General features: G+C 41.3%; 26 protein-coding genes and 1 pseudogene. 20 read left to right on the top strand and 7 right to left on the bottom strand.

The features are described from left to right. The first annotated feature begins 15 nt into the window (after positions 1-15). Positions 16-1,098 (top strand): sporulation integral membrane protein YtvI, encoded by a 1,083-nt coding sequence (gene ytvI / locus Ga0451573_RS17360; RefSeq protein ID WP_231685426.1) that lies wholly within the window; start codon positions 16-18, stop codon positions 1,096-1,098. A 150-nt stretch (positions 1,099-1,248) separates the two neighbouring features. Here ytvI and Ga0451573_RS17355 read toward each other — a convergent pair whose 3' ends face one another. Further along, positions 1,249-1,665: a hypothetical protein gene (locus Ga0451573_RS17355; RefSeq protein ID WP_231685425.1), complete on the bottom strand. Its 417-nt coding sequence runs from the start codon at positions 1,663-1,665 to the stop codon at positions 1,249-1,251. Between the two features lie 148 nt (positions 1,666-1,813). Here Ga0451573_RS17355 and Ga0451573_RS17350 point away from each other — a divergent pair, with 148 nt between their 5' ends. From Ga0451573_RS17350 to Ga0451573_RS17290, 13 genes are all read left to right on the top strand, one after another. Continuing rightward, on the top strand, positions 1,814-2,575 hold the full coding sequence (locus Ga0451573_RS17350) for a glycosyltransferase family 2 protein (protein ID WP_331459443.1): 762 nt from the start codon (positions 1,814-1,816) through the stop codon (positions 2,573-2,575). A 33-nt stretch (positions 2,576-2,608) separates the two neighbouring features. Next, positions 2,609-3,616 (top strand): CgeB family protein, encoded by a 1,008-nt coding sequence (locus Ga0451573_RS17345; protein WP_231685424.1) that lies wholly within the window; start codon positions 2,609-2,611, stop codon positions 3,614-3,616. A gap of 203 nt (positions 3,617-3,819) precedes the next feature. Beyond that, a complete protein-coding gene (locus Ga0451573_RS17340; RefSeq protein WP_231685423.1) occupies positions 3,820-4,713 on the top strand; it encodes a dTDP-4-dehydrorhamnose reductase family protein in 894 nt (297 codons plus the stop codon). A gap of 12 nt (positions 4,714-4,725) precedes the next feature. Next, positions 4,726-5,790, top strand: coding sequence for a polysaccharide biosynthesis protein (locus Ga0451573_RS17335; protein WP_231685422.1), 1,065 nt, complete (start codon positions 4,726-4,728; stop codon positions 5,788-5,790). Beyond that, entirely contained in the window at positions 5,787-6,875 is a 1,089-nt protein-coding gene (gene wecB / locus Ga0451573_RS17330; protein WP_231685421.1) for a non-hydrolyzing UDP-N-acetylglucosamine 2-epimerase, read from the top strand. Before Ga0451573_RS17335 ends, wecB begins: the two co-directional genes overlap by 4 nt. A gap of 92 nt (positions 6,876-6,967) precedes the next feature. Next, on the top strand, positions 6,968-7,738 hold the full coding sequence (gene rfbF / locus Ga0451573_RS17325) for a glucose-1-phosphate cytidylyltransferase (protein WP_231685420.1): 771 nt from the start codon (positions 6,968-6,970) through the stop codon (positions 7,736-7,738). Then, positions 7,735-8,823, top strand: coding sequence for a CDP-glucose 4,6-dehydratase (gene rfbG / locus Ga0451573_RS17320; RefSeq protein ID WP_331459440.1), 1,089 nt, complete (start codon positions 7,735-7,737; stop codon positions 8,821-8,823). The genes rfbF and rfbG overlap by 4 nt, the downstream gene beginning before the upstream one ends. 46 nt (positions 8,824-8,869) lie before the next feature. Next, on the top strand, positions 8,870-9,811 hold the full coding sequence (locus tag Ga0451573_RS17315) for a radical SAM/SPASM domain-containing protein (protein ID WP_231685419.1): 942 nt from the start codon (positions 8,870-8,872) through the stop codon (positions 9,809-9,811). A 13-nt stretch (positions 9,812-9,824) separates the two neighbouring features. Continuing rightward, on the top strand, positions 9,825-11,057 hold the full coding sequence (locus Ga0451573_RS17310; protein ID WP_231685418.1) for a class I SAM-dependent methyltransferase: 1,233 nt from the start codon (positions 9,825-9,827) through the stop codon (positions 11,055-11,057). Beyond that, positions 11,058-11,591, top strand: a complete 534-nt coding sequence (gene rfbC, locus Ga0451573_RS17305) for a dTDP-4-dehydrorhamnose 3,5-epimerase (protein WP_231685417.1) — start codon at positions 11,058-11,060, stop codon at positions 11,589-11,591. Next, the gene (locus Ga0451573_RS17300; protein ID WP_231685416.1) at positions 11,588-12,520 is read left to right on the top strand and encodes an NAD-dependent epimerase/dehydratase family protein; all 933 of its coding nucleotides are present in this window, start codon (positions 11,588-11,590) and stop codon (positions 12,518-12,520) included. The genes rfbC and Ga0451573_RS17300 overlap by 4 nt, the downstream gene beginning before the upstream one ends. Beyond that, on the top strand, positions 12,517-13,287 hold the full coding sequence (locus Ga0451573_RS17295) for a cephalosporin hydroxylase family protein (protein WP_231685415.1): 771 nt from the start codon (positions 12,517-12,519) through the stop codon (positions 13,285-13,287). The genes Ga0451573_RS17300 and Ga0451573_RS17295 overlap by 4 nt, the downstream gene beginning before the upstream one ends. After that, positions 13,284-14,195: a glycosyltransferase family 2 protein gene (locus Ga0451573_RS17290; RefSeq protein ID WP_231685414.1), complete on the top strand. Its 912-nt coding sequence runs from the start codon at positions 13,284-13,286 to the stop codon at positions 14,193-14,195. The genes Ga0451573_RS17295 and Ga0451573_RS17290 overlap by 4 nt, the downstream gene beginning before the upstream one ends. A 177-nt stretch (positions 14,196-14,372) precedes the next feature. Here the strand turns inward: Ga0451573_RS17290 and Ga0451573_RS17285 are convergent, their stop codons facing one another. Genes Ga0451573_RS17285 through gmd form a run of 4 tightly spaced genes read right to left on the bottom strand, consistent with a single transcriptional unit; the run spans position 14,373 to position 17,630 of the window. After that, complete coding sequence (locus tag Ga0451573_RS17285) at positions 14,373-15,179, bottom strand: hypothetical protein (RefSeq protein ID WP_231685413.1); 807 nt, start codon at positions 15,177-15,179, stop codon at positions 14,373-14,375. A gap of 36 nt (positions 15,180-15,215) precedes the next feature. After that, complete coding sequence (locus Ga0451573_RS17280; RefSeq protein WP_231685412.1) at positions 15,216-15,659, bottom strand: hypothetical protein; 444 nt, start codon at positions 15,657-15,659, stop codon at positions 15,216-15,218. 47 nt (positions 15,660-15,706) lie between these two features. Further along, positions 15,707-16,579 carry a GDP-mannose 4,6-dehydratase gene (locus tag Ga0451573_RS17275; protein WP_231685411.1) on the bottom strand — a complete coding sequence of 291 codons (873 nt, stop codon included), beginning with the start codon at positions 16,577-16,579 and terminating at the stop codon, positions 15,707-15,709. A gap of 13 nt (positions 16,580-16,592) precedes the next feature. Further along, on the bottom strand, positions 16,593-17,630 hold the full coding sequence (gene gmd, locus Ga0451573_RS17270) for a GDP-mannose 4,6-dehydratase (RefSeq protein WP_231685410.1): 1,038 nt from the start codon (positions 17,628-17,630) through the stop codon (positions 16,593-16,595). Between the two features lie 182 nt (positions 17,631-17,812). Between gmd and Ga0451573_RS17265 the strand changes: the two genes are divergently transcribed. Next, a complete protein-coding gene (locus tag Ga0451573_RS17265) occupies positions 17,813-18,517 on the top strand; it encodes a glycosyltransferase (protein ID WP_231685409.1) in 705 nt (234 codons plus the stop codon). Between the two features lie 16 nt (positions 18,518-18,533). Next, positions 18,534-19,310: a glycosyltransferase gene (locus tag Ga0451573_RS17260; protein ID WP_231685408.1), complete on the top strand. Its 777-nt coding sequence runs from the start codon at positions 18,534-18,536 to the stop codon at positions 19,308-19,310. 74 nt (positions 19,311-19,384) lie between these two features. Here Ga0451573_RS17260 and Ga0451573_RS17255 read toward each other — a convergent pair whose 3' ends face one another. Next, positions 19,385-20,524 carry a glycosyltransferase gene (locus Ga0451573_RS17255; protein WP_231685407.1) on the bottom strand — a complete coding sequence of 380 codons (1,140 nt, stop codon included), beginning with the start codon at positions 20,522-20,524 and terminating at the stop codon, positions 19,385-19,387. After that, complete coding sequence (locus tag Ga0451573_RS17250; RefSeq protein WP_231685406.1) at positions 20,508-21,857, bottom strand: nucleotide sugar dehydrogenase; 1,350 nt, start codon at positions 21,855-21,857, stop codon at positions 20,508-20,510. Before Ga0451573_RS17250 ends, Ga0451573_RS17255 begins: the two co-directional genes overlap by 17 nt. Before the next feature lie 172 nt (positions 21,858-22,029). Here Ga0451573_RS17250 and Ga0451573_RS17245 point away from each other — a divergent pair, with 172 nt between their 5' ends. From Ga0451573_RS17245 to Ga0451573_RS17230, 4 genes and pseudogenes are all read left to right on the top strand, one after another. After that, the gene (locus tag Ga0451573_RS17245) at positions 22,030-22,671 is read left to right on the top strand and encodes a class I SAM-dependent methyltransferase (RefSeq protein ID WP_231685405.1); all 642 of its coding nucleotides are present in this window, start codon (positions 22,030-22,032) and stop codon (positions 22,669-22,671) included. 58 nt (positions 22,672-22,729) lie between these two features. Then, positions 22,730-24,415: a glycosyltransferase family protein gene (locus Ga0451573_RS17240; RefSeq protein WP_231685404.1), complete on the top strand. Its 1,686-nt coding sequence runs from the start codon at positions 22,730-22,732 to the stop codon at positions 24,413-24,415. Between the two features lie 94 nt (positions 24,416-24,509). Next, positions 24,510-25,187 (top strand): LuxR C-terminal-related transcriptional regulator, encoded by a 678-nt coding sequence (locus Ga0451573_RS17235; protein ID WP_231685403.1) that lies wholly within the window; start codon positions 24,510-24,512, stop codon positions 25,185-25,187. A 328-nt stretch (positions 25,188-25,515) separates the two neighbouring features. Continuing rightward, positions 25,516-25,799, top strand: a pseudogene (locus Ga0451573_RS17230) (hypothetical protein); the annotation flags it as partial.

The following is a 25,799-nucleotide window of genomic DNA, read 5'->3' as shown; positions in this document are numbered from 1 at the left end:
GTGAATGAGCCCCTTTTGAACGATTTAAAAGTTAAAATAATATCCAAGATGGAGGCGCTGGTATTGGTACATCCTATTGTCAAACTTGTATATACCCTAATAAGCTTGGCCTTGCTATATTATGTTTCCCCGCACTTTGTACCGTTCCTGGTAGCCCTTGTGCTTGCCGTTCTGTTTGAGCCGGTTGTGTCAAAGCTGCACTTAATGTTAAAGGGGAAACGTATTATAGCTGTAACGGTAAATTACCTTGGGGTTATTGTCCTTGTGGGTGGATTGGCTGTTTTGGGTTTTACCAAGATAATAATTCAATTTACTGCTCTCCTCAGGCAGATGCCCGAATATGCCGAGAGGCTGGGCAGGAGTCTTGAGTCCATTGTGCTTAAGGCCCAGGAATTCTTCGAGGATGTGCCTGTCGAGATAATCCAGAGTATCCGGACAACTATTGGAGAGGCGGTCAATCTGGGAAATCAGATAAGTACCGGAACCGGGTTCCTGGTTGGTACAGCCAAAGCCATCCCTGATATCTTTGTTGTATTAATTGTGACCCTGGTCAGTTTTTATCTCTTCAGCCTGCAGCTGCCCGAACTCAGGGAAAGCCTGTTGAGGCTCTTTAGTGACAGGGCCAGAGACAAAGTCAACATGATTCTGGATGATGTCAATAGGGCGATAGTTGGTTTTGTCCGGGCACAGCTGATTATCAGTCTGATTACATACCTTTTTATAGTTGCGGGACTGCTGGTTTTGGATGTCAAGTATGCCCTAGTCCTGGCCCTGCTTATTGTTTTGGTAGACATTCTGCCTATCTTGGGCACAGGATTTATGATGCTTCCCTGGGCGGCATTTCTTTTAATGACCGGAGACAGTTTCACGGCAGTGGGAATTATTGTTCTCTATCTGCTGATCATAGTCCTCAGACGGATTATCGAGCCCAAAATTCTGGGACAGAACATAGGTTTAAGTCCACTGACCACAGTAATCAGCATGTATGTAGGTTTTAAGGTTGTTGGACTGGGAGGGATATTTCTGGGCCCTACTGTCTGCATAGTTGTCAAAGCCATGAGAAAGGCCGGGTTTTTTCAGCACAAATTTGATTTCTAGCAGAGGATTGCTGTATATAACCAGAAGATTAAGAACCGGTTCAACAAATGAGACCGGTTCTTTTTCGTTTGGGACAAGAAACCCGGTTTAGTCAGGATACAGATGTCCTGATGGAAATGACTGGACATAAGAAATGCAAAAAAACAGTGGTCACAAAAGTAGCTGGCAAATTACTGTGGCATCTTCTATTGTGCTTCCGGTAAATCTCCCAAAGAATGTTAAAATACTTGTGTCAAACAATATCGTGATTGAACCTTCCCATGCGGTAGAACTAACACCATTTGTTGTGAGAATAGCGGTGCCTCCTGTAAATACTTCCTCGGTAGTAATGTTTGTTACGGTGACATTGTCGTATACAACGTGAATACTGTCTAGTGCTTCATTAATGCCAACCAGAAGCGGAGTAGCAGAAGCGAAGGTGAAGTCCTCAAGTACAGGTCCCCCGGTAAAAATATTGTTTATCGTACCGGCAATACTGCCTTCCGGTACTCCACCAATACATGATGCATCGGCTGAAAAGTTTACGCTTTTTATGCCATCAGTGATAAAACCATTCACGATTGCCATAAGAATTCCCCCTTTCTCCTTTACATAATATGTGGTAATGGAGATTTGTGTTACACGAGGTAAAATATTTGTAACGGCAACAGCGCTTACATAATAATATAATAAAGGGTGCTGCCTAAATGTCGGATAACATAGAACATAAAAAAAAATACTTGTTGCCTGCCCGGTAAATTCGAGAGATTGGGTAATCCCTTATTACCTTAGAAACTTATATTACCTCGATTATGATAGGAAATTAATAGATATTTACTGGATAGTTAATAATTGTACAGATAATAGTTTAGCTTTATTAAAGGAATTTAAACAAGAACATGAAAAGGAATATAATTCTATTGTTATACAGGTTTGCAATAGCAAAATTAAATTTACAGACGACAGAAAGATGGATATTCGTGAAAAGTACAGTTATTATTGGCTTGCCGAACTTCGCAACAAATTATTGAAAAAATGTATTAATTTGAATGCCGACTATTTGTTTAGTTCAGATTGTGACATTTTGTTTAAAAGAGACATTTTAAAAAGATTATTATCACATAACAAACATATTGTGTCTTCACTTTTGTATAATGGATACCTGGTTACTAAATCCATAGATGAAGCATACAAATATCCTAACATATTAAGAAAAGTAGATAATAGCAGATATGAGCATATAGTGACTTATAGAGTCAAATATTTTGATAAAAATTCTGTTGACACACTTGTTCCTTGTGATTTAACCGGGGCATGTATTTTAATCAGTAAAGAGGTTTGTTCTAAAGCAAAATATGGATGGCATAAACAAGGAGAAGACGAGTATTTTTGTCGCTCGGCAAAGCAGGCGGGATACGATATATGGTGCGATGTTTCTATGTTTAGCCAGCATGTTATGTCACCCGAATTACTGGAGCAATTTAAAGATTTTCAATAATTAATAGTTCAAAATGAATAAGAGGGGTTTCTTATGTATAAAATTTTATATTTTGACCTGAATCCTTCTCCAATGTTGCAACAAGGTATCATGCCGGTATTTGAAAAGCTGGGTTTTGAAGTGTGTATGCCCAAAAACAGATTACAGTTTGAAGAATTAAAATATCCAAAATGTATGACTGCTACACTTTCTGATGAAGAAAAATATCAGATTATGTATAACGCCGTTAAGCGTTCAGATTGCGATTTTGTATTTTTAAACGGAGCAAATCGTTACTACAATGCAGTTCCGGATGCTTGCAGAGATTTTAATAAAAAATTTATATATTGGGCTACGGAAGACCCTGTATTGTATGATTTAATGTTACCCATTACTTCAAAACATGCTGATTTGATAGTATCACCTGCAATTGAATGTGTTGAGAAATACAGGAGTTTGGGATTAAATGCTCATTTAATGATGTTTGGATGTAATCCGGACTATCATAAACCCGGAAAATATAATTCCAGATATGATCTGGACATTATATTACAGGCCAGTTGTTATAGCCATCCTACCAGATTAAAGGGTTTTGACATAATAGTTAAACCTGCTGTCAAATTATCAAAAGAAGGTTACAAATTTAACGTTTACGGTGCGTTCTGGGACTGCTCATTAGGAATGAAATATTTAAAGAATCCACTTTTATATAAAGGTTTTCATCCTAATGAAGACATTCCGGACATATGTGCTTCTTCTAAAGTAGTTTTGGGGGTACAGTGCAGTGATATTTCAAAGACACAACAGTCTATGCGTTCTTTTGAAATTTTAGCCAGTGGTGGGTTTCACTTAACTCAATGGACTCAATCAATGGACTATTTTTTTGAGGACGGTAAACATTTAGTCACTGTTAAATCTTCCAATGAAGCATACGAAAAAATTAAATATTATCTTAAACATGATGAAGAAAGATGTAAAATAGCACAACAAGGCATGGAATATGTAAGAAGTAACCATACATATGAAAACCGGGTCAGAGAATCTATATTACCGAATTTGTAGTATTCTCTATATTAATTTTTGCCCGGACTGTCCAGGAATTCCCCGGTTTAATTCCGGCTTTTTTTGTCGTTAAAATTCCCTGCAATAAATAGTATCTTTTGTAAACGGTTTATGTTTATCCGGCATAAGATGTATTACAATATGTAGATTTGCAAGGGATGTAAAGTCCCTGACTAAAAGTGTTCATATAGAGGGTGAGGAATTTGGGAACTACCAAGGTTTTGGTTACCGGTGTGACAGGGATGCTCGGGCACACACTGTTCACCCGGCTTTCTCAATGCGCTAACCTGGATGTATATGCTACGGCGCGAAGTGCAACCGGCCTTTCCGGGTGGTTTCAGCCGGAACTTCTGAAGAAAGTGCTGGTCAACGTTGATGCTGATAATTTTGACAACATCATAAGGGCAATTGCCTCTGTTAGACCGGATGTGGTGATAAACTGCATAGGCATAATTAAACAGGCGCCGGCCGCAAAAGACCCACTTGCGGCAATAGCTGTTAATGCGCTTTTACCACACCGGATTGCGTCGCTCTGTAAGGTGGCAGGAGCGAGGCTGATACATATCAGTACCGACTGTGTATTTAGCGGCGCTAAAGGCAACTACATTGAATCAGACCCGGTTGACGCCGCCGATCTTTATGGCAAGACTAAACACCTGGGCGAAGTGGCTGAATCGCATTGTGTGACTTTACGCACATCCATTATTGGCCATGAGATAAAAGGAAAATATGGTTTGATAGAATGGTTCATGGCTAAGGACGAAAAAATCCGAGGTTTTACCAAAGCGGTATTTTCCGGTTTCCCAACGGTTGAGATTGCGCGGATAATTAATGATTATGTAATTCCCGGAACTCAACTGACCGGACTGTATCATGTTTCATCCGCACCTATCTCCAAATATGAGTTATTAAAATCAGTAGCTAAGAAATATGGTAAATCCATCGAAATCCTGCCAGATGACAATTTTTGTATTAATAGGGCGTTGGATTCCACTAAGTTCCGGCGGGCGAGCGGTTATATTCCCCCGTCATGGCCGGAACTTATCGATAATATGTACCGGGATTACATTACAGCCCCGCACTATAAAGAGCAATAGGGGGGAAATTTGATGTCGCTTTTTGATAACAAGGTAATAGTCATTACGGGCGGTACGGGTTCCCTGGGAAAAGTCCTCACCCGCCGCTTGCTGACTAACGAATTGGGATATCCCCAAAAAATAATTATTTTTTCCAGGGATGAAGCCAAACAACACTTTATGAGGGTGGCTTACCAGCAAAAAATGAAAGCTACAGATGAGATTATTTATCGTAACTTTAAGCGCCTGCTGGAATTCAGGATTGGTGATATCCGCGATTACCGCGCGGTCTGCTCAGTGTTGAAGGAGGCTGACATTGTAATTAATGCGGCTGCCCTGAAGCAGGTGCCCTCCTGTGAGTACTTCCCTTTTGAAGCAGTGCAGACAAATATAACCGGCGCGGAAAATATCGTCAACGCCATTCGTGAGCATAACCTGAAAATCCAGACTGTTGTCGGGGTTTCCACAGATAAAGCATGCAAGCCGGTCAATGTTATGGGGATGTCTAAGGCTTTACAGGAACGGATATTTATTGCAGCTAATATCACGGTTCCCACCACGCGTTTTATCTGTGTGCGTTACGGCAATGTTCTGGCTTCCAGAGGTTCTGTGATTCCGCTGTTTCATGAGCAGATTAATAACGGCGGGCCAGTTACCGTTACGACAGCTGAAATGACCAGGTTTTTGCTGCCCCTGGACCGGGCGGTGGATACTATTTTTGCTGCATTGGAAACGGCTCACCAGGGCGAGACATATGTGCCGAAGGTCCCTGCTGCCCGCATTGTGGATGTCGCCGCGGCTCTGATTGGCGACCGTAAAATAGAACTGTTGTTGACAGGGATTCGCCCCGGTGAAAAGATCCACGAAATCCTGGTTTCCGACGAAGAGGGATGGCGGACCTTTGACCGTGGCGAACATTATGCCATTAAACCGATGCTTCCCGAACTGATGAAAGAAGAAGCCGGGTTGCAGGCTTTAAATAAAGAATACAGTTCGGGAGATGATTTGCTAACCCCGGAAGAAACCGGGCAGCTTTTAGAACGGCATAATTTGATGGTTGGTCAGGTTATCAATGAGGGAGGGGGATTTTTGCGATGAAGATAATGACTGTCTTAGGGACGCGCCCGGAGATTATCCGCCTGAGCCGGGTAATCCCACTGCTGGACAAGTTTTGTGAGCACGTAGTGGTCCATACCGGTCAGAATTATGACCCTACCCTCAATGATATCTTTTTTGCCAGGTTAAGCCTGCGATCACCGGATTACGCATTGGAATGTAAGTCTGACAGCCTGATGGGTCAAATTGGCGCAATTCTGATTGAATGTGAAAAGGTAATGATGACGGAGAAACCGGACCGTTTGCTGATTTTGGGAGATACAAACAGCGCCTTGGCGGCGGTGGCGGCCAAACGGATGGGTATTCCGGTCTTTCATATGGAGGCCGGGAACCGTTGTTATGATGACCGGGTGCCGGAGGAAGTCAACCGCCGCATTGTTGACCACTGCAGCGACGTTCTTATGCCTTATACGGAGCGCAGCCGGGCCAACTTAATGCGGGAAGGGATCCCCGGTCAGCGGATTTTTGTTACCGGCAATCCCATTAAAGAAGTCTTAGACTATCACGCGCCCGATATTGAAAAAAGCCGGGTACTGGAAAAACTCGGCATAGAAGCCAAAAGATATTTTCTGGTTACCCTGCACCGGGCTGAAAATGTTGATGTCGAAGAACGTTTGAGCAAGTTTATCGAGGCGTTTCATCTTTTGTGTGTCAGATATAAAATACCTGTAATTTGCAGCCTGCATCCAAGAACCCGTAATCAACTCGAAAAGCACGGTAAAATTATGGCCGGAGAAGGTGTGCGGGCTGTCGACCCGTTAGGTTTATTTGATTTTGTAGCCTTAGAAAAAAACGCCCTATGCGTTTTGAGCGACAGCGGCACCGTACAGGAAGAATGCTGTATTTTTAAGGTGCCCAATGTAACCCTGCGGGATGTAACGGAAAGGCCCGAGACGGTGGAAAGCGGCAGTAATTTAATTACGGGTTGTGAACCCGAAGCTGTTTTGAATGCCGTTAAAGCTGTTTTAAACCTACCATGTAACTGGCAGCCTCCCTGTGAATACCTGGTGGAAAATGTCAGTAATACGGTTGGCAAAATAATCCTGGGCCAAATACCCTTAATATAGAAGTCGATGCACAAATAGAACTTTCACCGCATAATTTATTATGTAGACTTACTCCTGGGGCTAAAAACGGATTTGGAGAGTGAGAGTATGCAATGAAAGCAGTTATTCTTGCCGGAGGACTAGGTACTCGTATCAGTGAAGAAACAAACCTGAAGCCAAAACCGATGATTGAGATCGGCGGCAAACCTATACTGTGGCATATTATGAAGATTTATTCTTTTCACGGTATTCATGAATTCATAATTTGCCTGGGTTATAAAGGGTATCTGATCAAAGAGTATTTTGCCCACTATTTCCTTCACCAGTCAGATGTTACTTTTGATATGGATGAAAACAAAACGTGTATTCATAACCACCATTGCGAACCATGGCGTGTTACTTTAGTTGATACCGGAGAAGGCTCTATGACCGGTGGGAGGCTAAAAAGGGTGCAGGAGTACGTTGGGAAAGAGACTTTCTGTTTCACATACGGCGATGGGGTTGGTAATGTTAATATCAGTAAACTAATTACTTTTCACTTAAGCCAGGCCACTTTGGCAACCTTGACTGCAGTACAGCCGTCAAGCCGTTTCGGAGCATTAGAGCTGCGAAAAAACCGTGTTATCAATTTTCAGGAAAAGCCGCAAGGGGACCGCAGTTGGATTAACGGGGGCTTTTTTGTACTTGAGCCGGAAGTGTTTGATTTTATCAGGGGAGATGCTACCGTTTGGGAACGTGAACCTCTGGAGCAACTAGCCAAATCCGAACAATTATCCGCCTTCCGACATAAGGGTTTTTGGCATCCCATGGATACACTGAGAGATAAAGTGATGTTAGGGCAACTATGGGAATCAGGGAATGCTCCGTGGAAGGTATGGCCATGACGACATCATTTTGGCATGAGAAAAAAGTCTTTATTACCGGGCACACGGGATTTAAAGGCAGTTGGCTGTCCCTCTGGTTAGAGCAGCTTGGCGCCATTCTATGCGGTTACGCCCTTTCCCCCCCCACTGAACCCAGCTTGTTCCAACTGGCAAAGGTTGGAGATAAGATGGTTTCGCTCAAAGGCGATGTTCGGGACAGCAATGCCCTTTACCAGGCCATCCAAAAGCAAAGGCCGGAAATCATCTTTCACTTGGCGGCGCAAGCCTTGGTTCGCAGGTCATATCAAGACCCTGTGGATACTTTTGCCACCAATATGATGGGTACGGTGCACCTGCTTGAAGCAGCACGTCAAACCGACAGTGTGCGGGTAATAGTGATTATAACAAGTGACAAGTGCTATGAAAACAAAGAATGGTTCTGGGGTTATCGTGAGACAGACCCGATGGGCGGATTTGACCCATACAGCTGCAGTAAAGGCTGTGCTGAATTGATTACTTCTGCTTATCGCAATTCCTACTTTAAACCTTCATCTTCTGTTCAACCCGGGGTAGCGGTGGCGACAGCGCGGGCCGGAAATGTCATCGGTGGAGGGGATTGGGGGGAAGACCGCCTTATCCCAGATATTATGCGCTCGATTCTTAGCCATAAGCCTGTATTGATTCGTAACCCCGATGCCATCCGCCCCTGGCAGCATGTACTCGAACCATTAAACGGTTATCTTCTGCTGGCTGAAAAGCTGTGGGAGAATGGGAATGAATTTAGCGGAGGTTGGAATTTTGGGCCTTCTGATGATGATACAGTTCCAGTTGGGACACTTACCCGGCAAATTATCGATCTTTGGGGGCATGGGGCGCAATGGGTCTGTGATCAGGGGGAACATCCCCATGAAGCCCATTATCTCAGGCTGGATTCTTCCAAAGCCAGACTGAAACTGGGATGGCAGCCTGTTCTAACTCTTGATGAGACAATTGAGTGGATTGTCGAATGGTATCGGACTTATGCCAACCAGCAAATGATTCAGCCCGTGACATTGAAACAAATCGAGAAATATCAACAGCTAAAAAATGACTTCCCGGTAAAGTGAGTGTCAAAAGGCTTTGGATTTTTTCCCAGTTAGGAGTTGGATAACAATGTTTTGCTATTTGATTGACGTTTCCGGGACTTGCAACATTAGGTGTCCGTCATGTCCTGTAGGTAATTCGCAGGATACTGAACGCCCAAAGGGATTTATGGATGTGAAACTTTTCAATGAGATTGTTAAAAAAATTGTAATGGAGATGCCACCGGGGTTTATCGATTTATTCAATTGGGGGGAACCATTCCTGCACCCGGAACTGCCTGCTTTTGTGCAAACTGTTAAAAAGCATGGAATGCGGTGCAGGCTGTCCAGTAACTTTAATGCAGTCAGTAAATTAGAAGAAGTTTTAAGAGAAAAACCTGATTATCTGAGAATATCCTTATCTGGTTATGACCAGCAAACCTATTCTCAAACACACAAAAAAGGCAACGTTAATGTTGTTAAATCGAATATGCTTGAATTGCGTATGCTGATGAATAAATTAAACTCAGCGGTACACGTAGCTGTAGCGTATCATCGCTATATTCATAATGTGGGAGAGAATCACTTAAAAGTAAAAGAACTATGTAAAATTTTGAATTTTAATTTGGAAGCAGTTTGGGCTTATTTAATGCCTCTTGAAAAGTTGTTGGCATATTACGAAGGTACTTTGCCTGAAAAAGATTTAGAACTGGTTAACCTTTTAGTTATACGCCCAGAAGAGTCCAAACAAGTATCAATGAAATATAAAACCCCCGATTGCAATTTACGTAGAACCCAAATGGCCATTAATGTTGACGGCAGTGTTGCTTTGTGCTGTGTAGTTTATGATCAAAAATATACCATCGCTCAGAATTTCTTAGATAAAACTTTTGCCGAACTCCAAAATGCTAAATATACTCACCCAATGTGTTCAATATGTATGAGTCATGCAGCCCATACAACATATCAATTTGGCGGGATTCATGAATTGTATGCTATAGCTACCAATAGATTGTCACATCTAAATGATTAAGGAATGAATGCCGATGAAAAAGAGAGCTTGCCGTTTTTGTGACACCAGGTTAAATATAAGCTTTGTGGATCTAGGCATGTCCCCACTGTCTAATGCCTATTTACCGCCGGAAAAACTGCAGGAAAAGGAAAACTTTTATCCTCTCCATGCCTATGTATGTGAAAAGTGCTTTTTGGTTCAACTGGAAGAGTTTGAGACTCCGGAGCAGATTTTTGGTGATTACGCTTATTTCAGCTCATATTCTGAAAGCTGGTTGAAACACGCCCGGGATTATACAAAACACATGATTTCGCGTTTCGCCCTGAGCGCTCAGCACCAAGTCGTGGAAATCGCCAGTAACGACGGTTATTTACTGCAGTACTTCAAGGCAGCAGGCATCCCTATTATGGGCATTGAACCGGCAGCTAATGTGGCTAAAGCAGCCCAACAAAAAGGGATTCCTACAATAGTAGCTTTTTTCGGCCAACAAACTGCGAGAGCACTGGCCGGCGAAGGTAAGCAGGCTGATCTGCTAATTGGAAACAATGTTTTAGCTCATGTTCCTGACCTGCTTGATTTTGTATCCGGCATGAAAATCCTCCTCAAACCCCAGGGTATCATTACTATGGAGTTCCCTCATTTACTGAGGTTAATACAGGAAAACCAGTTCGATACCATCTACCATGAGCACTTTTCTTATTTTTCTCTTACCACGGTAAACAAGGTCTTCACTGCTCAGGGGCTTACACTGTTTGACGTGGAAGAACTTCCTACCCATGGGGGGTCGCTAAGGATTTATGCCCGCCATACAGAAGACCGCACCAAGCCGGTTGATTTGCGGGTCACAAAACTATTAACCCGGGAAGAAACCGCGGGAATAAGACAAATCCGGACTTATCAGACTTTTGGCGAACAGGTGAAAGAAACAAAGCGCAAAATCCTTAAATTTCTGATCCGGTTCAAAGAAGAAGGCCGGACCATAGTTGGTTATGGCGCACCGGCCAAAGGTAATACCCTGCTTAACTATTGCGGTATTGGCACCGACTTCCTGGATTATACCGCAGACCGGAGCCCTTTCAAACAGGGGTTGTACCTGCCGGGTACCCACATCCCTGTTGAGTCTCCCGATAAAATCAGGGAGACGAAACCGGATTATGTGATCATTCTGCCGTGGAACCTTAAAGATGAAGTGGCGGAACAAATGGCTTACATTCGTGAATGGGGCGGAAAATTTATAGTCTTAATCCCAAAAGTAACGGTGATCTAAATGATTTTTCAGGAAACCAAAATTAAAGGAGTATTTCTGATACAAATAGAGCCTGTTGAAGATGAGCGGGGTTTTTTTGCCCGCAGCTGGTGCCAGGAAGAATTTAAATCTCATGGTTTAAACCCAAGGCTGGTTCAATGCAATATTTCTTTTAACCATAAAAAAGGTACTTTAAGGGGCATGCATTACCAAACTACGCCCTACCAAGAAGCAAAACTGATTCGCTGCACCAGAGGGGCAGTATATGATGTAATTATCGACCTGCGCCCCCAGTCGCCCACTTTTAAACAATGGCTGGCAGTTGAACTGAGTGCAGATAACAGAAAAATGCTCTACATCCCGGAAGGATTTGCCCATGGTTTCCAAACCCTGGCCGATAATACGGAGGTTTTTTATCAGATGTCGGAATTTTATCATCCAGAGTGCGCAGAGGGTCTACGCTGGGATGACCCGGCTTTTGGCATTCGTTGGCCGAAAACCGTTGAACGGATTATTTCACCTCAAGATCAAAATTATCCGGGGTGTCTGCCATGAGGAAAATCCTGGTAACCGGCGCCAGTGGGTTTATCGGAAGACATACTCTGCGAACTTTGGTCGAACATGAATTTGATGTTCATGCCGTTACGGCCGGGAAATTAACACCTGCATTACCCGGCTGTAGATGGCATAGAGTCGATCTTTTAGATCCTGTTCAGATCAAAAATCTGCTCAGAGACGTACAGCCAGCCTATCTGCTGCACTTTGCCTGGGACGTAATTCCGGGAAGGTATTGGACTTCTATAAATAATTTTTCATGGGTTCAGGCAAGTTTGGGGCTTTTGCAAAGCTTTCAGGAACAGGGCGGGCAACGGGTGGTCATGGCCGGGACCTGCGCGGAGTATGATTGGAGCCATGGTTACTGCAGAGAATTTATCACACCGAAACTACCCACAACCGCTTACGGAATATGTAAACATTCGTTACAGGTTATGCTTGAGGCATATACCCGTGAAACCGGTTTAAGCAGCGCCTGGGGGCGTATTTTTCTCAACTATGGTCCCCACGAGTACCCAGTGAGACTTATACCTTCAGTTATTCTTTCATTGTTAAGGGGAGAGCCTGCCCGCTGCAGCCATGGCAGCCAGATACGGGACTTCCTGTATGTGCAGGATGCTGCCGAAGCCTTTGTTGCGCTTTTGGAAAGCAATGTTTCAGGTCCTGTTAATATCGCTTCCGGGCAGCCTGTAACTATAAAGTTTGTTATTAATGAAATTGCCCGCCAAATAGGGCGATCTGGTTTAATAGAATTTGGCGCTGTTAAACCGCCTGAACACGAACCAGAGGTGTTGTTTGGAGATATTCAGCGTTTATCCAACGAGGTAGGATGGGTTCCGAAATATAGTCTTGAATTTGGAATACAGCACACTATCAATTGGTGGAGCAGGAACCTAAAAATCCAACTTGTAGAGAAGGTGACATTGTGAAATTAATCATAGACACTGAAGAAAAGACACTGACCCAGGAAGTAAACGGTGAACACCGGGTACTGGATCTGTATACAAAAGAAGCCTTTGAACTGATATCCAAACAATGGCTTAAAGTTGGGTGGAATCAAAAACATGTTTATTCTTTTAGCTGGATGGGAAGACCAATCATTCAGTTGCCCCAAGATATGGTGCGCATCCAGGAAGTAATCTATCAGGTAAAGCCTGATGTAATTATTGAAACAGGAATAGCTCATGGAGGCTCATTAATTTATTACGCCAGTTTATGCAAGGCTATGGGGAAAGGCCGGGTCATAGGGATCGACATCGAAATCCGCCCCCAAAACCGCCAGGCCCTGGAAGACCATGAGGCGGCTCCGTTAATCACATTGCTGGAGGGAAGTTCTACCGACAGTAACATTGTTAATCAGGTAAAGGCACAGGTCCAGCCGGGTGAAACCGTATTGATGATCCTTGATTCCTGCCATACAAAACAGCATGTATTGGATGAACTGGAGGCATACCATGATTTAATTTCCCCGAATTCATATATCGTCGCTACCGATGGCAGCATGAAATTCCTGCATGATGTACCCCGGGGCAATCCTGAATGGATATGGGATCATCCGGAAGCGGCTGCAGCGGAGTTTGCTCAAAAACACCCTGAATTTGTGCATGAACAACCGCAGTGGCCTTTTAATGAAAGTAATTTGACGGAAAATGTCACTTATTGGCCTGGGGCATGGTTGCGGAGAAAGCAGTCATGATGAATGGCGAAAAACCCTTAGTTACTATTGGTTTACCTGTCTACAATGGTGAGAGATTTTTAAGATTGGCGCTGGAATCTCTCTTGGCCCAGGACTACGAGAATTTCGAACTGATAATATCAGACAATGCTTCCACCGATACCACGGCTGAGATCTGCCATCAGTATAGGGTTATGGATAAACGCATCAGGTATGTCCGTAATGACACAAACCTAGGCGCCGCTAAAAACTTTAACCGTGTATTTGAGTTGTCTGTTGGAAAATATTTTATGTGGGCAGCCCATGACAATCTATGGGATAAAACATATATCAGCAAATGTGTCGCTACGCTGGAGGAAAATCCGACAGCCGTATTATGCTTTTGTGGAGGTATATATATTAATGAAGCCGGCGGATACAGATCTTCATATAAAAATGTGGGAACCATGGGGATGGATATTCCAGCAAGGATACATGCCCAAACTGTCAGTAATTCGAACGGATGTCCGGTATATGGGCTTATTCGCCCCGGGGTTTTAAAACAGACCAGATTATTCACGGATATGTTTGCTCATGATTTCATTTTACTCGTGGAACTGTCATTATTAGGAGAGTTTGTTATGGTTCCCGAAATATTAATATCTATCCGTTTACGAGACCGGCCCAAGAGTGTTCAGGAATATCAGGAGAGTATTAATCCGGGCAATGTTAAACCTCTGCCCGCGCCCTTTACTGAGAATATGCGGGAACTTTTAAGGCTCGTGTCCCGCGCTAACCTTTCCGAGTCGGATAAGCAGCGAATTTTTTCTGATTTGGTTGAAAACCTGATTAACACTAAATGGCGAACTCTTATATTTAGGGAAAATAAGCTTGACCTCGCATCACCGCAATTGCGTGATGATTTAAAAAGGATTTTGCTGGCGAACTAGATCCTAGATAAGCTGAACTTTGTCGTTATAAAGGAATATTTAGGCTGACATAAAGAAAAGGTGGCATTGGTATGCAAGCTGTCGCTTGCATACCAATGCCACCCAGCCTTTTACTCATTAAGATAATCTCCACCCTGGCTTTCTATTATAACCAAATCAATCGGATAAGTCAGAGTCCTAGCTTGCCAGTGTCTGTAAAAAGCTTAAAACTCCAGTTACATCCTTGACCTCAACGGGTGGGTTTCTATTATCGAGCCATATTGTCATTGGCCTGGTCATCCCAACATAGCACCGAGGCTTAAACCGGTTGGGCTCAGTAAAGGTTGCAGCGTTTACACCTGAGCCGCGTACTACAAAACCTTTACAGTAATTGCTCAGCTCCGACAGCTGAAGCAAATTCAACTTGCTGCAATCAACAACGTTTGATGCTTTAAACGTAGGTTCTGCCGAACAATAAAAGACTAATTCCGGGAAAGCCTTTGCAATCTGTTCAAGGTGATCATTCAATGGATAATTATTTTGCTTTGAAAAGACTTCGCCGTTTTCTACCAGAACACTGTTTTCAGCAACTTCCATAGGCAGATGCTGCTTTGAGTAAAACTCAATGGACGGAGTAAATTGGGGTATAGGAAGTTGGTATAAATGACTCAAACCTTTTTCCTGCATAAAACGGTTGAAGGTATGCACAGTGTTATAATAGGTAAGTTGATAAGTGCGCAAAATATCCGTGTACACGCCAAACCACAAATTGATAAATACTGCATCAGAGGGGCAGTTCGGTGTTGGGATAGTAGTAGAAAAATATCGCCTGTTTACTTTGAAAGTCATTACAGGTAACCCCATATCCTCCCACAGATATTTATTTGCCTCCAAGCATTCAAGAGTTATTTTAACATCAGGGAAGCTCTCTTTGATTGCTTTAATAATAGGGCGAGTATAAATTATATCGCCGGCATGGATACTATTGTGAATAAAAAAGTGCATTTTTAATCCTCCTTCAATATCACCTCTATTGATATTTCAAGCTTTTTGGTTGTTTAACAGTTTATAGAACTGAAGATTTATTTCATCTATGCATTTGTTCCTTTCAAGATTCAAAATTGCCAGCTGCTTTATAACACCATCTTTCTCATCGGGTTCTACCTTTTCAAACTCATAAACTTTTTCCTGTTGATGCCACAACTTGCAGTTCACTTCGGCAAGCTGCAGTACAACTTCTCCTATACTGCCTTTAATATCAGGCACTGCGTTCCCTTCCTTTTTGTAAACCTTATTGGAAGGTTGGTGGATAAATTCCAGTGGAATAAGTCCTTGAACCGCATTCCCGATGTACTCATTTATTTCATTCTGGATCTGCCGTATTTGAATTGAAATGTTTTCAAGCTGTACTTCATCTTGGGAGTGCCAATGTTTCAGCTCCAGAATACTAAGTTTGTCAAACAATGAACCTAGCGATTCGGCCATAAAGATACTCCTTTACATATGATATTGTGGTCAGCTGTAAATTTCCATTACGTGGTCGTCATCATCATACGGGCCAGTTCTTCCATACCCACCTTTGGAGACCATCCCAGGGAAAACATAGTGGAAGGATCGGATACCAACCGGGTGTATTCAGGCTTATAGTCTTCATCGATACAGACATGGTCCTGCCAATGCCTTCCAATAAGACCAAAGCAAAGCTCAAGCCATTTTTCTATTGAATAGGCCTTCCCGCTTCCAATCACCGCTTCATATACCTGATCTTGTTCCATGAGGGTTAGCATTCCTCTGACAACATCTCCGGAAAAGGTCCATTCCTTTTCTACAGATATACTTCGAATCTGAAGTTTGTCAGAGCTTCCCTGGGCAATTCTTTTGGCTGCAGATACAATTTTCTGGCTGACAAACTGTATTTTCCTCAAAGGGCTTTCATGATGAAACAAATAACCTATATAAGTTTGAATTCCAAGTGAACGGAAATATCTTGCAGTATATGCAGAATTAATACGTGAGACGGAATAAGGACTATTTGGATCAAACTCGTTCCTTTCGGAAATCGGTTTGTCGGTATTTTCAAACTGCAATCCGCTTCCTGTGATAAATACCCTGGTTTGCCTGCTGTGCCTGTATACGGCTTCAAGAATATTTATTGTACCGGTAGATATAGCTGCGTGGTTATCAAAGAGTGCATCATGTTTGGTTGAAGAGCATGCCGCCAAATGGAATATATATTTGGGCCTGAAGGATTTTATCAGATCTTTCACCTGGCTGTAATTTGAAACATCTCCCTTTAGCCAATCTCCGGAACGTGAAATGCCAACCGGCCGATATCCTTTTTCCACGCACAGCCTATTTAGATAAAAGCCATCCTGTCCTCCGGCACCGAAAATAAGTGCAGTCATTCTACTTTCCCCATTATTTCTGCCTCCTGTGATTCAATTCAGCATCAACCATCATTTTCACCAATTCCGGGAATGAAGTCTTTGGCACCCACCCAAGCTTCTGCTTCGCTTTTGATGGGTCACCAAGGAGCAGGGCAACTTCAGTCGGCCTGAAATACCTGCTGTCGATACATACAAGTTCTCTTCCTGTAGCACGATCTATACCCTTTTCATCAATCCCTTCACCCGTCCATTCAAAGTCTATTCCGGCAAACCTGAATGCCAGTTCGCAAAACTCCCTGACAGAATGGGTTTCGCCCGTTGCTATCACATAATCATCAGGTTCTTCCTGCTGGAGCATCAGCCACATGGCCTCGACATAGTCTCCGGCAAAGCCCCAGTCCCTTTTTGCATCCAAATTACCCAGAACGAGTTTATCCTGCTTTTTATTCAGTATGTCTGCAATTCCGGCAGCTATCTTTTGAGTTACAAAGGTGCTTCCCCTTCGTGGTGACTCATGATTGAAAAGTATGCCGTTACAGGTATACATTTCAAAGGCTTCCCTGTAATTAACCGTTATCCAGTACGCATACAGCTTTGCTGCAGCGTATGGGCTTCTCGGGTAGAAAGGAGTTGTTTCACTTTGTGGAACCGTTGCCGGAAGACCACCAAAGAGTTCACTGGTAGAAGCCTGATAAAATCTGGATTTAATAGCGCTTTCCTTAATAGCATCCAGAATTCTCAAGGTGCTTACTCCATCAATTTCTGCGGTGTATTCCGGTATTTCAAAAGACACCTGGACATGGCTTTGTGCTGCGAGGTTATATATCTCGGCAGGCTGAATTTGTTCAATCAGCCTGATCAAGCTGCCTGAGTCGGACATGTCCCCGTAATGCAGGAACAGTGCTTTATTATCTGTCTCAGAGTTTTCAAGCAAATGATCTATTCTTACTGTATTGGGACTACTGCATCTTCGTACAAGACCATGCACCTCATATCCTTTATCTAAAAGAAGTTCTGCCAGGTATGAACCATCTTGGCCCGTTATTCCTGTTATAAATGCTTTTTTCATATCGACCACCACATTAAGTCATTATTAAAATTATCTATTACATCTTATGTTAAGTTATAAAATGTGTTACATAGAGAATAATTTTTAACCTTAAACATGCGGTAGTAACGAATTTATAGAGAAAACATATTATGTTATATATATAAATTTTTAAAATATTTATAAAAAGAGGGTTGATTTTTGTGGGAAAAAAACAAATAATTGTAAACATAAATTTTAATACACACAGGTTTACCGATAAAAGATTAACAAAAGAATGGATCGATGAGAGAATAGGAGTATTCAATAAATTTACCTTACGTAGCTTGAAAAATCAGACAAATCAGGATTTTTTAACTCTTGTTAACTATGACCCGGTGACCGAAAGCCTGGTAATGGATGCCTTGGGCAATCATGAAAAACTTCCTGACAATGTCAAGTTTGTCACTCCCAGTGAAAAAAACGTTATAAATAACATCAAAGGATATGATCATGTATATATAGTACGCATCGATTCGGATAACCTGTACCACACATCCTTTATACAGCAGCTTCATGACTATAATCCAAAAGAAGAAACCCAGGTTTTAATTAACCAGAAGGGATATGTTTATGATTCTGTAAACAACAAATTAGCAACTTATTTCCAGGTATCACCTTCTTTTTACACACTGGTTTATAAGGTGGAAGACTATCTTAAAGGCATAAGGCATGTTATTCCCGGAACCCACGGAGCAGCTATCAAGCTTCCCCACGAAATTCTCGACAGAAGCAATTATACAATCGTAATCCATACATGCAATTTCATGAATGGCGCACACCTGTTTAAATGGAAGGACTCAAGAGTAATTACGGATAAAGATGAATATGATGCAATATTAAAGGATTTCATGGGGTCAAGTATATAGGTGAGGTGTTTTTTAATTGTCAGGCAAAGGAATTATAGTTAAAATCGGTTTTAATAGCTATACAGGTACACAAGAAGTTCTTACCAAAGAATGGATTGATTATCGTATATCGATTTTTATGAACTACACCCTTAAAAGTTTGAAAGCACAGACAAATCAGGACTTTAAGGTGTTTGTCCTTTATAATCCAGTTACCAATGATTATATTAAACAGGCGCTCGATTGTAATCAGCCGCTTCCCGAAAATGTTGATTTTATAACTGAGAGAGAACTGGATAAAAAGATTATTGAATATATTGATGGGTATGAGGAATTATATTACATACACCTGGAAAGCGATGATATGTATCGCACTGATTTTATTCAGCGTATGCATGACTATAAGCTGCAAAATACTAATAATGTCGTTATTCTTTGCCCTTATGGATATATGTATGATTCCATCCAGAACAGGCTTGTGAAATTTTACTTTTATGCTCCCAGCTTTTGTGTTTTTGTATATAAAGTAGAAGACTACCAGAAAGGACTGAGATACAATCTCAGCAAGGGTTGGACCAGCACTCTGGAGTATCCCCATGAAGTTTTTAAAGACCCTTGTTATATCAATCACTGCCATGGAAAAAACAGCGGAATCTCATTTGAAAGAGCAAGCTTCTGGAGGCCCAGAAAAGAAATTGATGTATTGAATGTATGGGGTGACCATGCAGCCCCAACAAAAGCTGTTTTTGGTCCTGAAATAACCGATAAGCAGGAGATAAAAAGGATTTTGGAGGAGTTCACCGGAAGGGAATGATAAATCCTATCCCTTTGACAATAAAAAAAGAAATGTGCGAGGTTAGTTTTCGCACATTTCTTTTTTGTTATCCGTCAATGACAATGAGCAGCGATAAACTGTGCCACTGAATCTGCCCCATTGTCCGGTACCAGTGACATGGCGTTTTTCGACAGGGGATCTCTGTTATTCAACGATATTTCTACCGCATTATTTATTGACTCAGGCGTTAAGTTCTCCAAAATCATTCCTGCATTTGCCTGAACAGCCCTCATGGCTCTCCCAAACTGGTCATCTTTTATTGTTTCACGATTCGGTATAAAAATTGAAGGCACCCCAAAATGCATCAACTCGTGGAATGAATTATAGCCACTGGCACAAATTGCCAGGTCAAAAGCCTTAAAAAATTGTGAATTTGGGTAATCCCTCAATATCATGACATTATTTTTCGGTATTTTCAATTTTTTGCCTATGATTGATTCTCCTATTACGATAAATATTTCCTTCCTTTGCTTCAAATTTTGAATCAATACTGTTATATCATTGGTGATATTATTAATATTACCGGCGCCAAGTTGTATATATACTACTTTGGAGTTCTCCGGGACCTTCCACTGCTTCAGGAGTTGGCTTCTATCCAGCAGTTCAGATTTTTCCAGATAAATAATGGGGTTACAGTATATACGGCCTGTATCTTCCGAAGTGGATAACCCTGCTTCACGGGGGGTTATAACAAAATCAAAAAATTTCTCTTTTTCTTTACCCCTTTTATCACTATCATTAACTTTGCTCCCTTCCCTTTTTATCCAGATCTTTTTTAAATCTAATTGATTCATTGACTGAATCAGTCCGAGGTAAGGGAAAGTCCCATCAAACACCAGCATCTGGGGATTATGATATTTGAGTATATCGCTTAGCTGCTTCAAGAATAGATTATTCCACCGTGATGCTGTAACATGAGAATCAAAAAGAGTTTTCGTCGGGAAATAGTATCCGATAAAGCCTTCCTGTATAATCAGATGTTTTGCAAGACTTGTAGTGAAGAAAATAATTTCCGTGTCAAGAATTCGCTTTTTTAGCCTTTTTGCTATAGCCAGCAATCTGGTGAGATGTCCCAAACCTGCCCCGTTTGTAGGTATGAATATTATACCTCTGCCATTCGGTTTGATGGTCCTAAGGGCTTTGACATCAATAGGACCTGCAGATTCAAGCAATTCTTCAAAGCTTTGTCTCATAATTCATTATCTCCTTAGCGTACCTACAATTTCCCAACAGGATAACATTATCTGTCACGATACCTTCTGTTGCATTCCTCGTGTCATATACGATTTTTGCATGTTTAACCACTGTCTCGTAATTTTCGGTGTTATGGTCGGCTAATATGACCACGATATCAGCATTTGAGATGACCTCACTGGTCAGGGTCACTGATTTTACCATCTTACCATTAAGATTAAAACGTTCAATATACGGGTCGTAATATTGAACCTTAGCGCCTTTTTCCTCCAATATGGAATGAATAGTCAGCGCCGGAGACTCTCTAAAGTCATCTATATCTTTTTTATAGGCAACCCCCAATAGCAGAATAACAGACCGGTTAATAGGCCGCCCTTCGTTGTTTAATATGTCTGCAATTTCTCCAACTACATATCTTGGCATGTTCTCGTTGATATCACTGGCAAGTTCAATAAATCTGTTATAATGACCATATAACTTAGCCTTCCAAGATAGATACATGGGATCAAGGGGTATACAGTGTCCGCCGACTCCAGGGCCGGGGTAAAACGGCATGAAACCATACGGTTTAGTAGCTGCAGCATTAATAACCTCCCAGATATTAATACCCATTCTTTCGCACAGTTGTGTCAACTCGTTAACAAATGCAATATTAATGCTTCTGTATGTATTCTCCAGAAGTTTTACCATCTCGGCTACTTTTGTTGCACTAACAGGAACAACATCTTTTGAAATATGCTTGTAAAGCGCTACACCCATAGCCAAACAATTTGCAGTTTCTCCACCTATTACCTTAGGGGTGTTTTGTATATTAAAATTTTTGTTTCCAGGGTCGACTCTTTCGGGAGAAAAACAAACATAAAAGTCTCTTCCGACCTTTAGTTTTCTTTTATTTTCAATTACCGAAGTTATAAGTTCCTGTGTTGATCCCGGATATGAAGTACTCTCCAATATTATAAGCGCTTGCTCTTTCATATAATTAGCAATCTGCTCCACTGAATCCTTTATATAAGACAGATCAGGCACCTTGTTTTTATCTAAAGGGGTTGGAATACATATTATAATAGCATCTGCAACGGTTAGCGAGGAAAAATCATTATCAACAAACAAACGCCTCCCCAGCAAAGATTTTAACTCCATACTATCTATATCAAGAATATATGATTCTCCTGATTGGATTTTTTTGATTCTGTCATGACTTACGTCGATTCCATGAGTCTCATAACCTGCTTTTGCTGTGCTAACAGCCAGAGGCAGCCCGACATAGCCCAATCCTACAACTGCAACTTTCGCGCTTTTATTAAAAAATTTCTCTTTTAAAGAGTTTGACATATAAATACCTCCGCCACATTTAAATAGTAAAGAAACTTTACTGTTTATAAAAGATAACAAAACCTAACCTACTGGTATAATATGAACTGTAAAATGTTTCTGTTACACCATGAAAATCCCGATTAAAAATCAGGCCATTTACCGGGTATTATTGTGATTGGAGGATTTCAACATGGATAATGATGTGGAGAAAATCGTTCAGCTAAATATCCTAAAGATTGCAGAAATTCCTGATGATTACTGGCAAAAGTTTACTTCCAGTGAAAAACAGTTGAAGCGAATAGCTATGATGATGGAATATGAGTATGGGGATAAAGTTCTGGAAATCGGGCCAAGCAGGGGATATCTAGCTATTGCGATTTGTAAAACAAAAAAAAATATCGTAAAGTATGATGCTTTGGAAATTGATGCCGCATTTGTATCCCAATGCAGAGAAATGGCAAACCTCAACCATGTAAAAAATATTAATTGTATCCAGGGTGATGGGTGCAATTTAAGGCACTTAAATAAAAATTACTATAATACAGTTATTATGGCGGAAGTACTTGAACACGTACATACTCCGCTAAAAATGCTTAGAGAAGCCAACAGTGTTTTAGCCAATGGCGGCTGGGCCATTGTTACCGTACCATCCAAAGGTCTCATGCCCCCCGAAAAAACGTCGGACCACGTACAGGATTTCAGCGTTAAGGATGTCAGAAAACTTATATCAAAAGCGGGATTTAGGCTTTTGCACCATACAAAATGCCATTCATGGGAATTTTATCTCGGAGTTAAACAGAACTTTAGCGGTTTCTATAGTTTTTTTAGATAAATTAGACAGGGATACTTATTTATAAGATTGAACTGGAGGAAAACTGGAAGGTGGAAAGATGATTAAGTGCAACAAAAGAGCTGTTTTGCCTAAAATAGCCTCCATTTTAGATGATTTTAGTTACACCTGTTTTAAATACGAAGCTAATTTGATTTCGCTGGATGCTGAAAAATGGGAGGACACATTAATATGTGAGAAGCCGGACCTGTTGTTCATTGAATCTGCATGGAACCAGAGTTTCACAAAACTATTTCGTCTGAACTATAAAGGTGTTAATTCATCCCAAAGCGTGGTTGATTGGTGTAAGAAGCATAACATTCCTACTGTATTTTGGAATAAGGAAGACCCTTTCCATTTTAATCACTTTATCAAAATTGCTAAAAACTTTGACTATATTTTTACCACTGATTCGGACTGTATCCCACGATATAAGGCGATTACAGGTCATGATAGAGTATACCTCCTGCCCTTTGCCGCACAAATTTCAATCCATAACCCAATTAATAAGGATGCTGAAAAATTAGGGAAAGTTGCATTTGCAGGCACATGGTATCAACTACACCCTTTGAGACAGAAAGATATGGAGATGCTGTTTAATCCGGCTTTGAAATATGGACTGCATATTTATGACAGGATGCATAACTTTACGATTAATAAACATTATCAATTCCCGAAGATGTATCAGCCTTATATTAAAGGATACTTACCTTACGAAGAAATGGTATCTACCTATAAAAAATATGATATATTTTTGAATGTGAACATAGTCAAAGAAAGTCCTACTATGATGTCAAGAAGGGTTATCGAATTACTGGCCTGTGGGATTAATGTTATTAGTAATGATTCATTAGCAGTTAAAAATATGTTTCCGGGAATTGTTCAATTATGCAATACTGAGGAAGATGCAGAAAGACACCTGAATATATTAATAAAGGATAAAAATCTTAGAGACCGGCTGTCACTGCTCGGACAAAGAGAAGTGTTCCAAAAACATACGTATACACATAGGATGGAGACAATTAGTAAAATTGTCGGTTTGAAATACAATTGTGAGGAGGACCCCGGAGTATCCATTATTTCAGTGGTAAACAGGCAGCATTTTATGGAAAGTATCATTGCAAATTTTAAACGACAAAAATATCCCCACAAAGAGTTAATTATAATAATAGATAAAAGCAGTATAAATTTACAAGTCTGGGAAGACAGAATTAAGCCTGATAACAACATGAAGATTTGTCTTTATGAGGAACAAAAAACTCCGGCGAATTGTATAAATGATGGTGTCAGTAGGGCAAGGTTTGATTATATTTCGTTTTTTGAAGAAAGCAACTATTATGCACCTGACTTTATCGGAGATTTGATGAACGCTTTTCGATACAGCCGGGCTGAAATTGTCGGAAAGTGTACGTATTACACCTATTTAGAAGATGTTAGAGCTTTCTTTATACGGTTTCCCGATAAGGAATACCGCTATGTAGATTCCTTACTGGGGTCAGCAATGATTGTTAAAAAGGAAATAATGGAAAAAGTAAAATTGGTAGATACAACTGAGAGGATGTTCCCGACTTTTTCCAATATATTCCCGGCTTTTTTAAATGAGTGCCTAAAAAATGGACTCAAAATATATTCTGCAGATAGATTCAATTTCGTATATATTAATTCAATTAATTCTTCGGCAGCTTTGCATAAATTATTCTCGCAAACATTGAAGAAATGTCCTAATGCCCAACATTTACTAGTCTGACAATTCGCAAAATTTGAAGGAATCCGGAAGGACATGTCGAAAAGTAATATGACGGGGGACTGAACTGTAGTGGAAATTCTGGAGGGAGGAAAACATGAAGAAACTCAAGATCCTGGTTGCTGACAGTCATGAAGTTTTCCGGCTCGGTATCAGTTTCATTCTTAAACGTGTGGAAGATTTTGAAGTTATCGGTGAGGCCGCGGTATGTACGGATGTAATGAAAAAGATGGGTCAATATAATCCTGATATCCTGGTAATGGATTCCCGCCTTAATGATGGTTGTGCGGTTGAAGTGTGTAAAAGGGTCAATGTAAAATACCCGGACACAAAGACCATTATGTTAATCTCCCCTTCTGATGAAGACAGCATTTTTGAGGCCATTTCGGCAGGCGCCATCGGCTTACTGCCCAAACAGATGAAGGGTGAAGAACTTATCAGGGCAATCAGAATGGTACATGAAGGGAAATCTATGCTGGACCCGTCAATTACTTCAAAGGTGATAGCCAGGGTAAAGAACAGTTTTTCTGCTCCCGAGAAAAAGGATGTGCTGTTAAATCCGCAGGAAAGACGAATCCTGGTTTTGATTGCCGATGGGAAAACCAATAAGGAAATTGCCCAGATATTGATGTTAAGCAACAATACCATTAAAAACTATGTCAGTGGTATTCTTAGCAAGCTAAATTTCAGCAACAGGGCAGAAGCTGCTGCCTATGCCGTCAAAAATAACCTGACTAAACCATATTCCAAGGCCGCTCGTGAAAGCAGCGGCTAATGCTGCTTTGTCATCAGCCTAGGGGCGCTCTGATTTAACGGAGTGCCCCTTTTTGTAGTGCACCCAAGCATGGGCGCTTTTCTAGACGCATAGGAAAGTATGAAATTAGCCCATGCCCGACAGTGCCACCAAGATTCAGTTGTGAAGCCTGTGGTGGCGAGATGCGTCCAGTTAGTTACAATGGAGTTCATGGGCAGAAATGCGAACTAAAATGAAAGGACAGAATTTTACATAACTAAAATTGTGACAATGTGTAAACTTATTTCATAGTATAGCGTAGGCCCAGATATCCGAGCTTTTTATTTTTTGAGGAAAGGAGATAAAAAGAATGCCTAACTATAAAATTTTTCAGGATAATCCTGAACAGGCAAAGATAAAGATATATGGCACTGATAGTGCAGGTGATGTTCAACCACTGCTGACCAGTACAAGTGGTGTAATGAGCACGTCAGGTATTGTTGGGGTCAGCGGTTCTATAGATATCAGTGGAAGTGTCGCTGTTAGTGGTCCAATCGAAATCACATCCAGCAGCGCAATTGGGATAAGTGGAGCAGTAACAGCCGGTATCAGTGGAAGTGTCGCCGTTAGTGGTCCAATCGAAATCACATCCAG

This window comes from Phosphitispora fastidiosa (assembly GCF_019008365.1).
In the GTDB taxonomy this organism is placed as follows: Bacteria; Bacillota; Thermincolia; order Thermincolales; family UBA2595; genus Phosphitispora; species Phosphitispora fastidiosa.
The sequence above is the reverse complement of the archived record's forward strand: the minus strand, read 5'-3'. Positions and strand labels throughout refer to the sequence as shown.

Bases quoted from the DNA above. Each gene is read 5' to 3' on its own strand.
- Ga0451573_RS17355 (WP_231685425.1), bottom strand. From the start codon at position 1,665: ATGGCAATCGTGAATGGTTTTATCACTGATGGCATAAAAAGCGTAAAC.
- Ga0451573_RS17345 (WP_231685424.1), top strand. From the start codon at position 2,609: ATGTATAAAATTTTATATTTTGACCTGAATCCTTCTCCAATGTTGCAA.
- Ga0451573_RS17335 (WP_231685422.1), top strand. From the start codon at position 4,726: ATGTCGCTTTTTGATAACAAGGTAATAGTCATTACGGGCGGTACGGGT.
- wecB (WP_231685421.1), top strand. From the start codon at position 5,787: ATGAAGATAATGACTGTCTTAGGGACGCGCCCGGAGATTATCCGCCTG.
- rfbF (WP_231685420.1), top strand. From the start codon at position 6,968: ATGAAAGCAGTTATTCTTGCCGGAGGACTAGGTACTCGTATCAGTGAA.
- rfbG (WP_331459440.1), top strand. From the start codon at position 7,735: ATGACGACATCATTTTGGCATGAGAAAAAAGTCTTTATTACCGGGCAC.
- Ga0451573_RS17315 (WP_231685419.1), top strand. From the start codon at position 8,870: ATGTTTTGCTATTTGATTGACGTTTCCGGGACTTGCAACATTAGGTGT.
- Ga0451573_RS17310 (WP_231685418.1), top strand. From the start codon at position 9,825: ATGAAAAAGAGAGCTTGCCGTTTTTGTGACACCAGGTTAAATATAAGC.
- rfbC (WP_231685417.1), top strand. From the start codon at position 11,058: ATGATTTTTCAGGAAACCAAAATTAAAGGAGTATTTCTGATACAAATA.
- Ga0451573_RS17300 (WP_231685416.1), top strand. From the start codon at position 11,588: ATGAGGAAAATCCTGGTAACCGGCGCCAGTGGGTTTATCGGAAGACAT.
- Ga0451573_RS17290 (WP_231685414.1), top strand. From the start codon at position 13,284: ATGATGAATGGCGAAAAACCCTTAGTTACTATTGGTTTACCTGTCTAC.
- Ga0451573_RS17285 (WP_231685413.1), bottom strand. From the start codon at position 15,179: ATGCACTTTTTTATTCACAATAGTATCCATGCCGGCGATATAATTTAT.
- Ga0451573_RS17280 (WP_231685412.1), bottom strand. From the start codon at position 15,659: ATGGCCGAATCGCTAGGTTCATTGTTTGACAAACTTAGTATTCTGGAG.
- Ga0451573_RS17275 (WP_231685411.1), bottom strand. From the start codon at position 16,579: ATGACTGCACTTATTTTCGGTGCCGGAGGACAGGATGGCTTTTATCTA.
- gmd (WP_231685410.1), bottom strand. From the start codon at position 17,630: ATGAAAAAAGCATTTATAACAGGAATAACGGGCCAAGATGGTTCATAC.
- Ga0451573_RS17255 (WP_231685407.1), bottom strand. From the start codon at position 20,524: ATGAGACAAAGCTTTGAAGAATTGCTTGAATCTGCAGGTCCTATTGAT.
- Ga0451573_RS17250 (WP_231685406.1), bottom strand. From the start codon at position 21,857: ATGTCAAACTCTTTAAAAGAGAAATTTTTTAATAAAAGCGCGAAAGTT.
- Ga0451573_RS17245 (WP_231685405.1), top strand. From the start codon at position 22,030: ATGGATAATGATGTGGAGAAAATCGTTCAGCTAAATATCCTAAAGATT.
- Ga0451573_RS17240 (WP_231685404.1), top strand. From the start codon at position 22,730: ATGATTAAGTGCAACAAAAGAGCTGTTTTGCCTAAAATAGCCTCCATT.
- Ga0451573_RS17235 (WP_231685403.1), top strand. From the start codon at position 24,510: ATGAAGAAACTCAAGATCCTGGTTGCTGACAGTCATGAAGTTTTCCGG.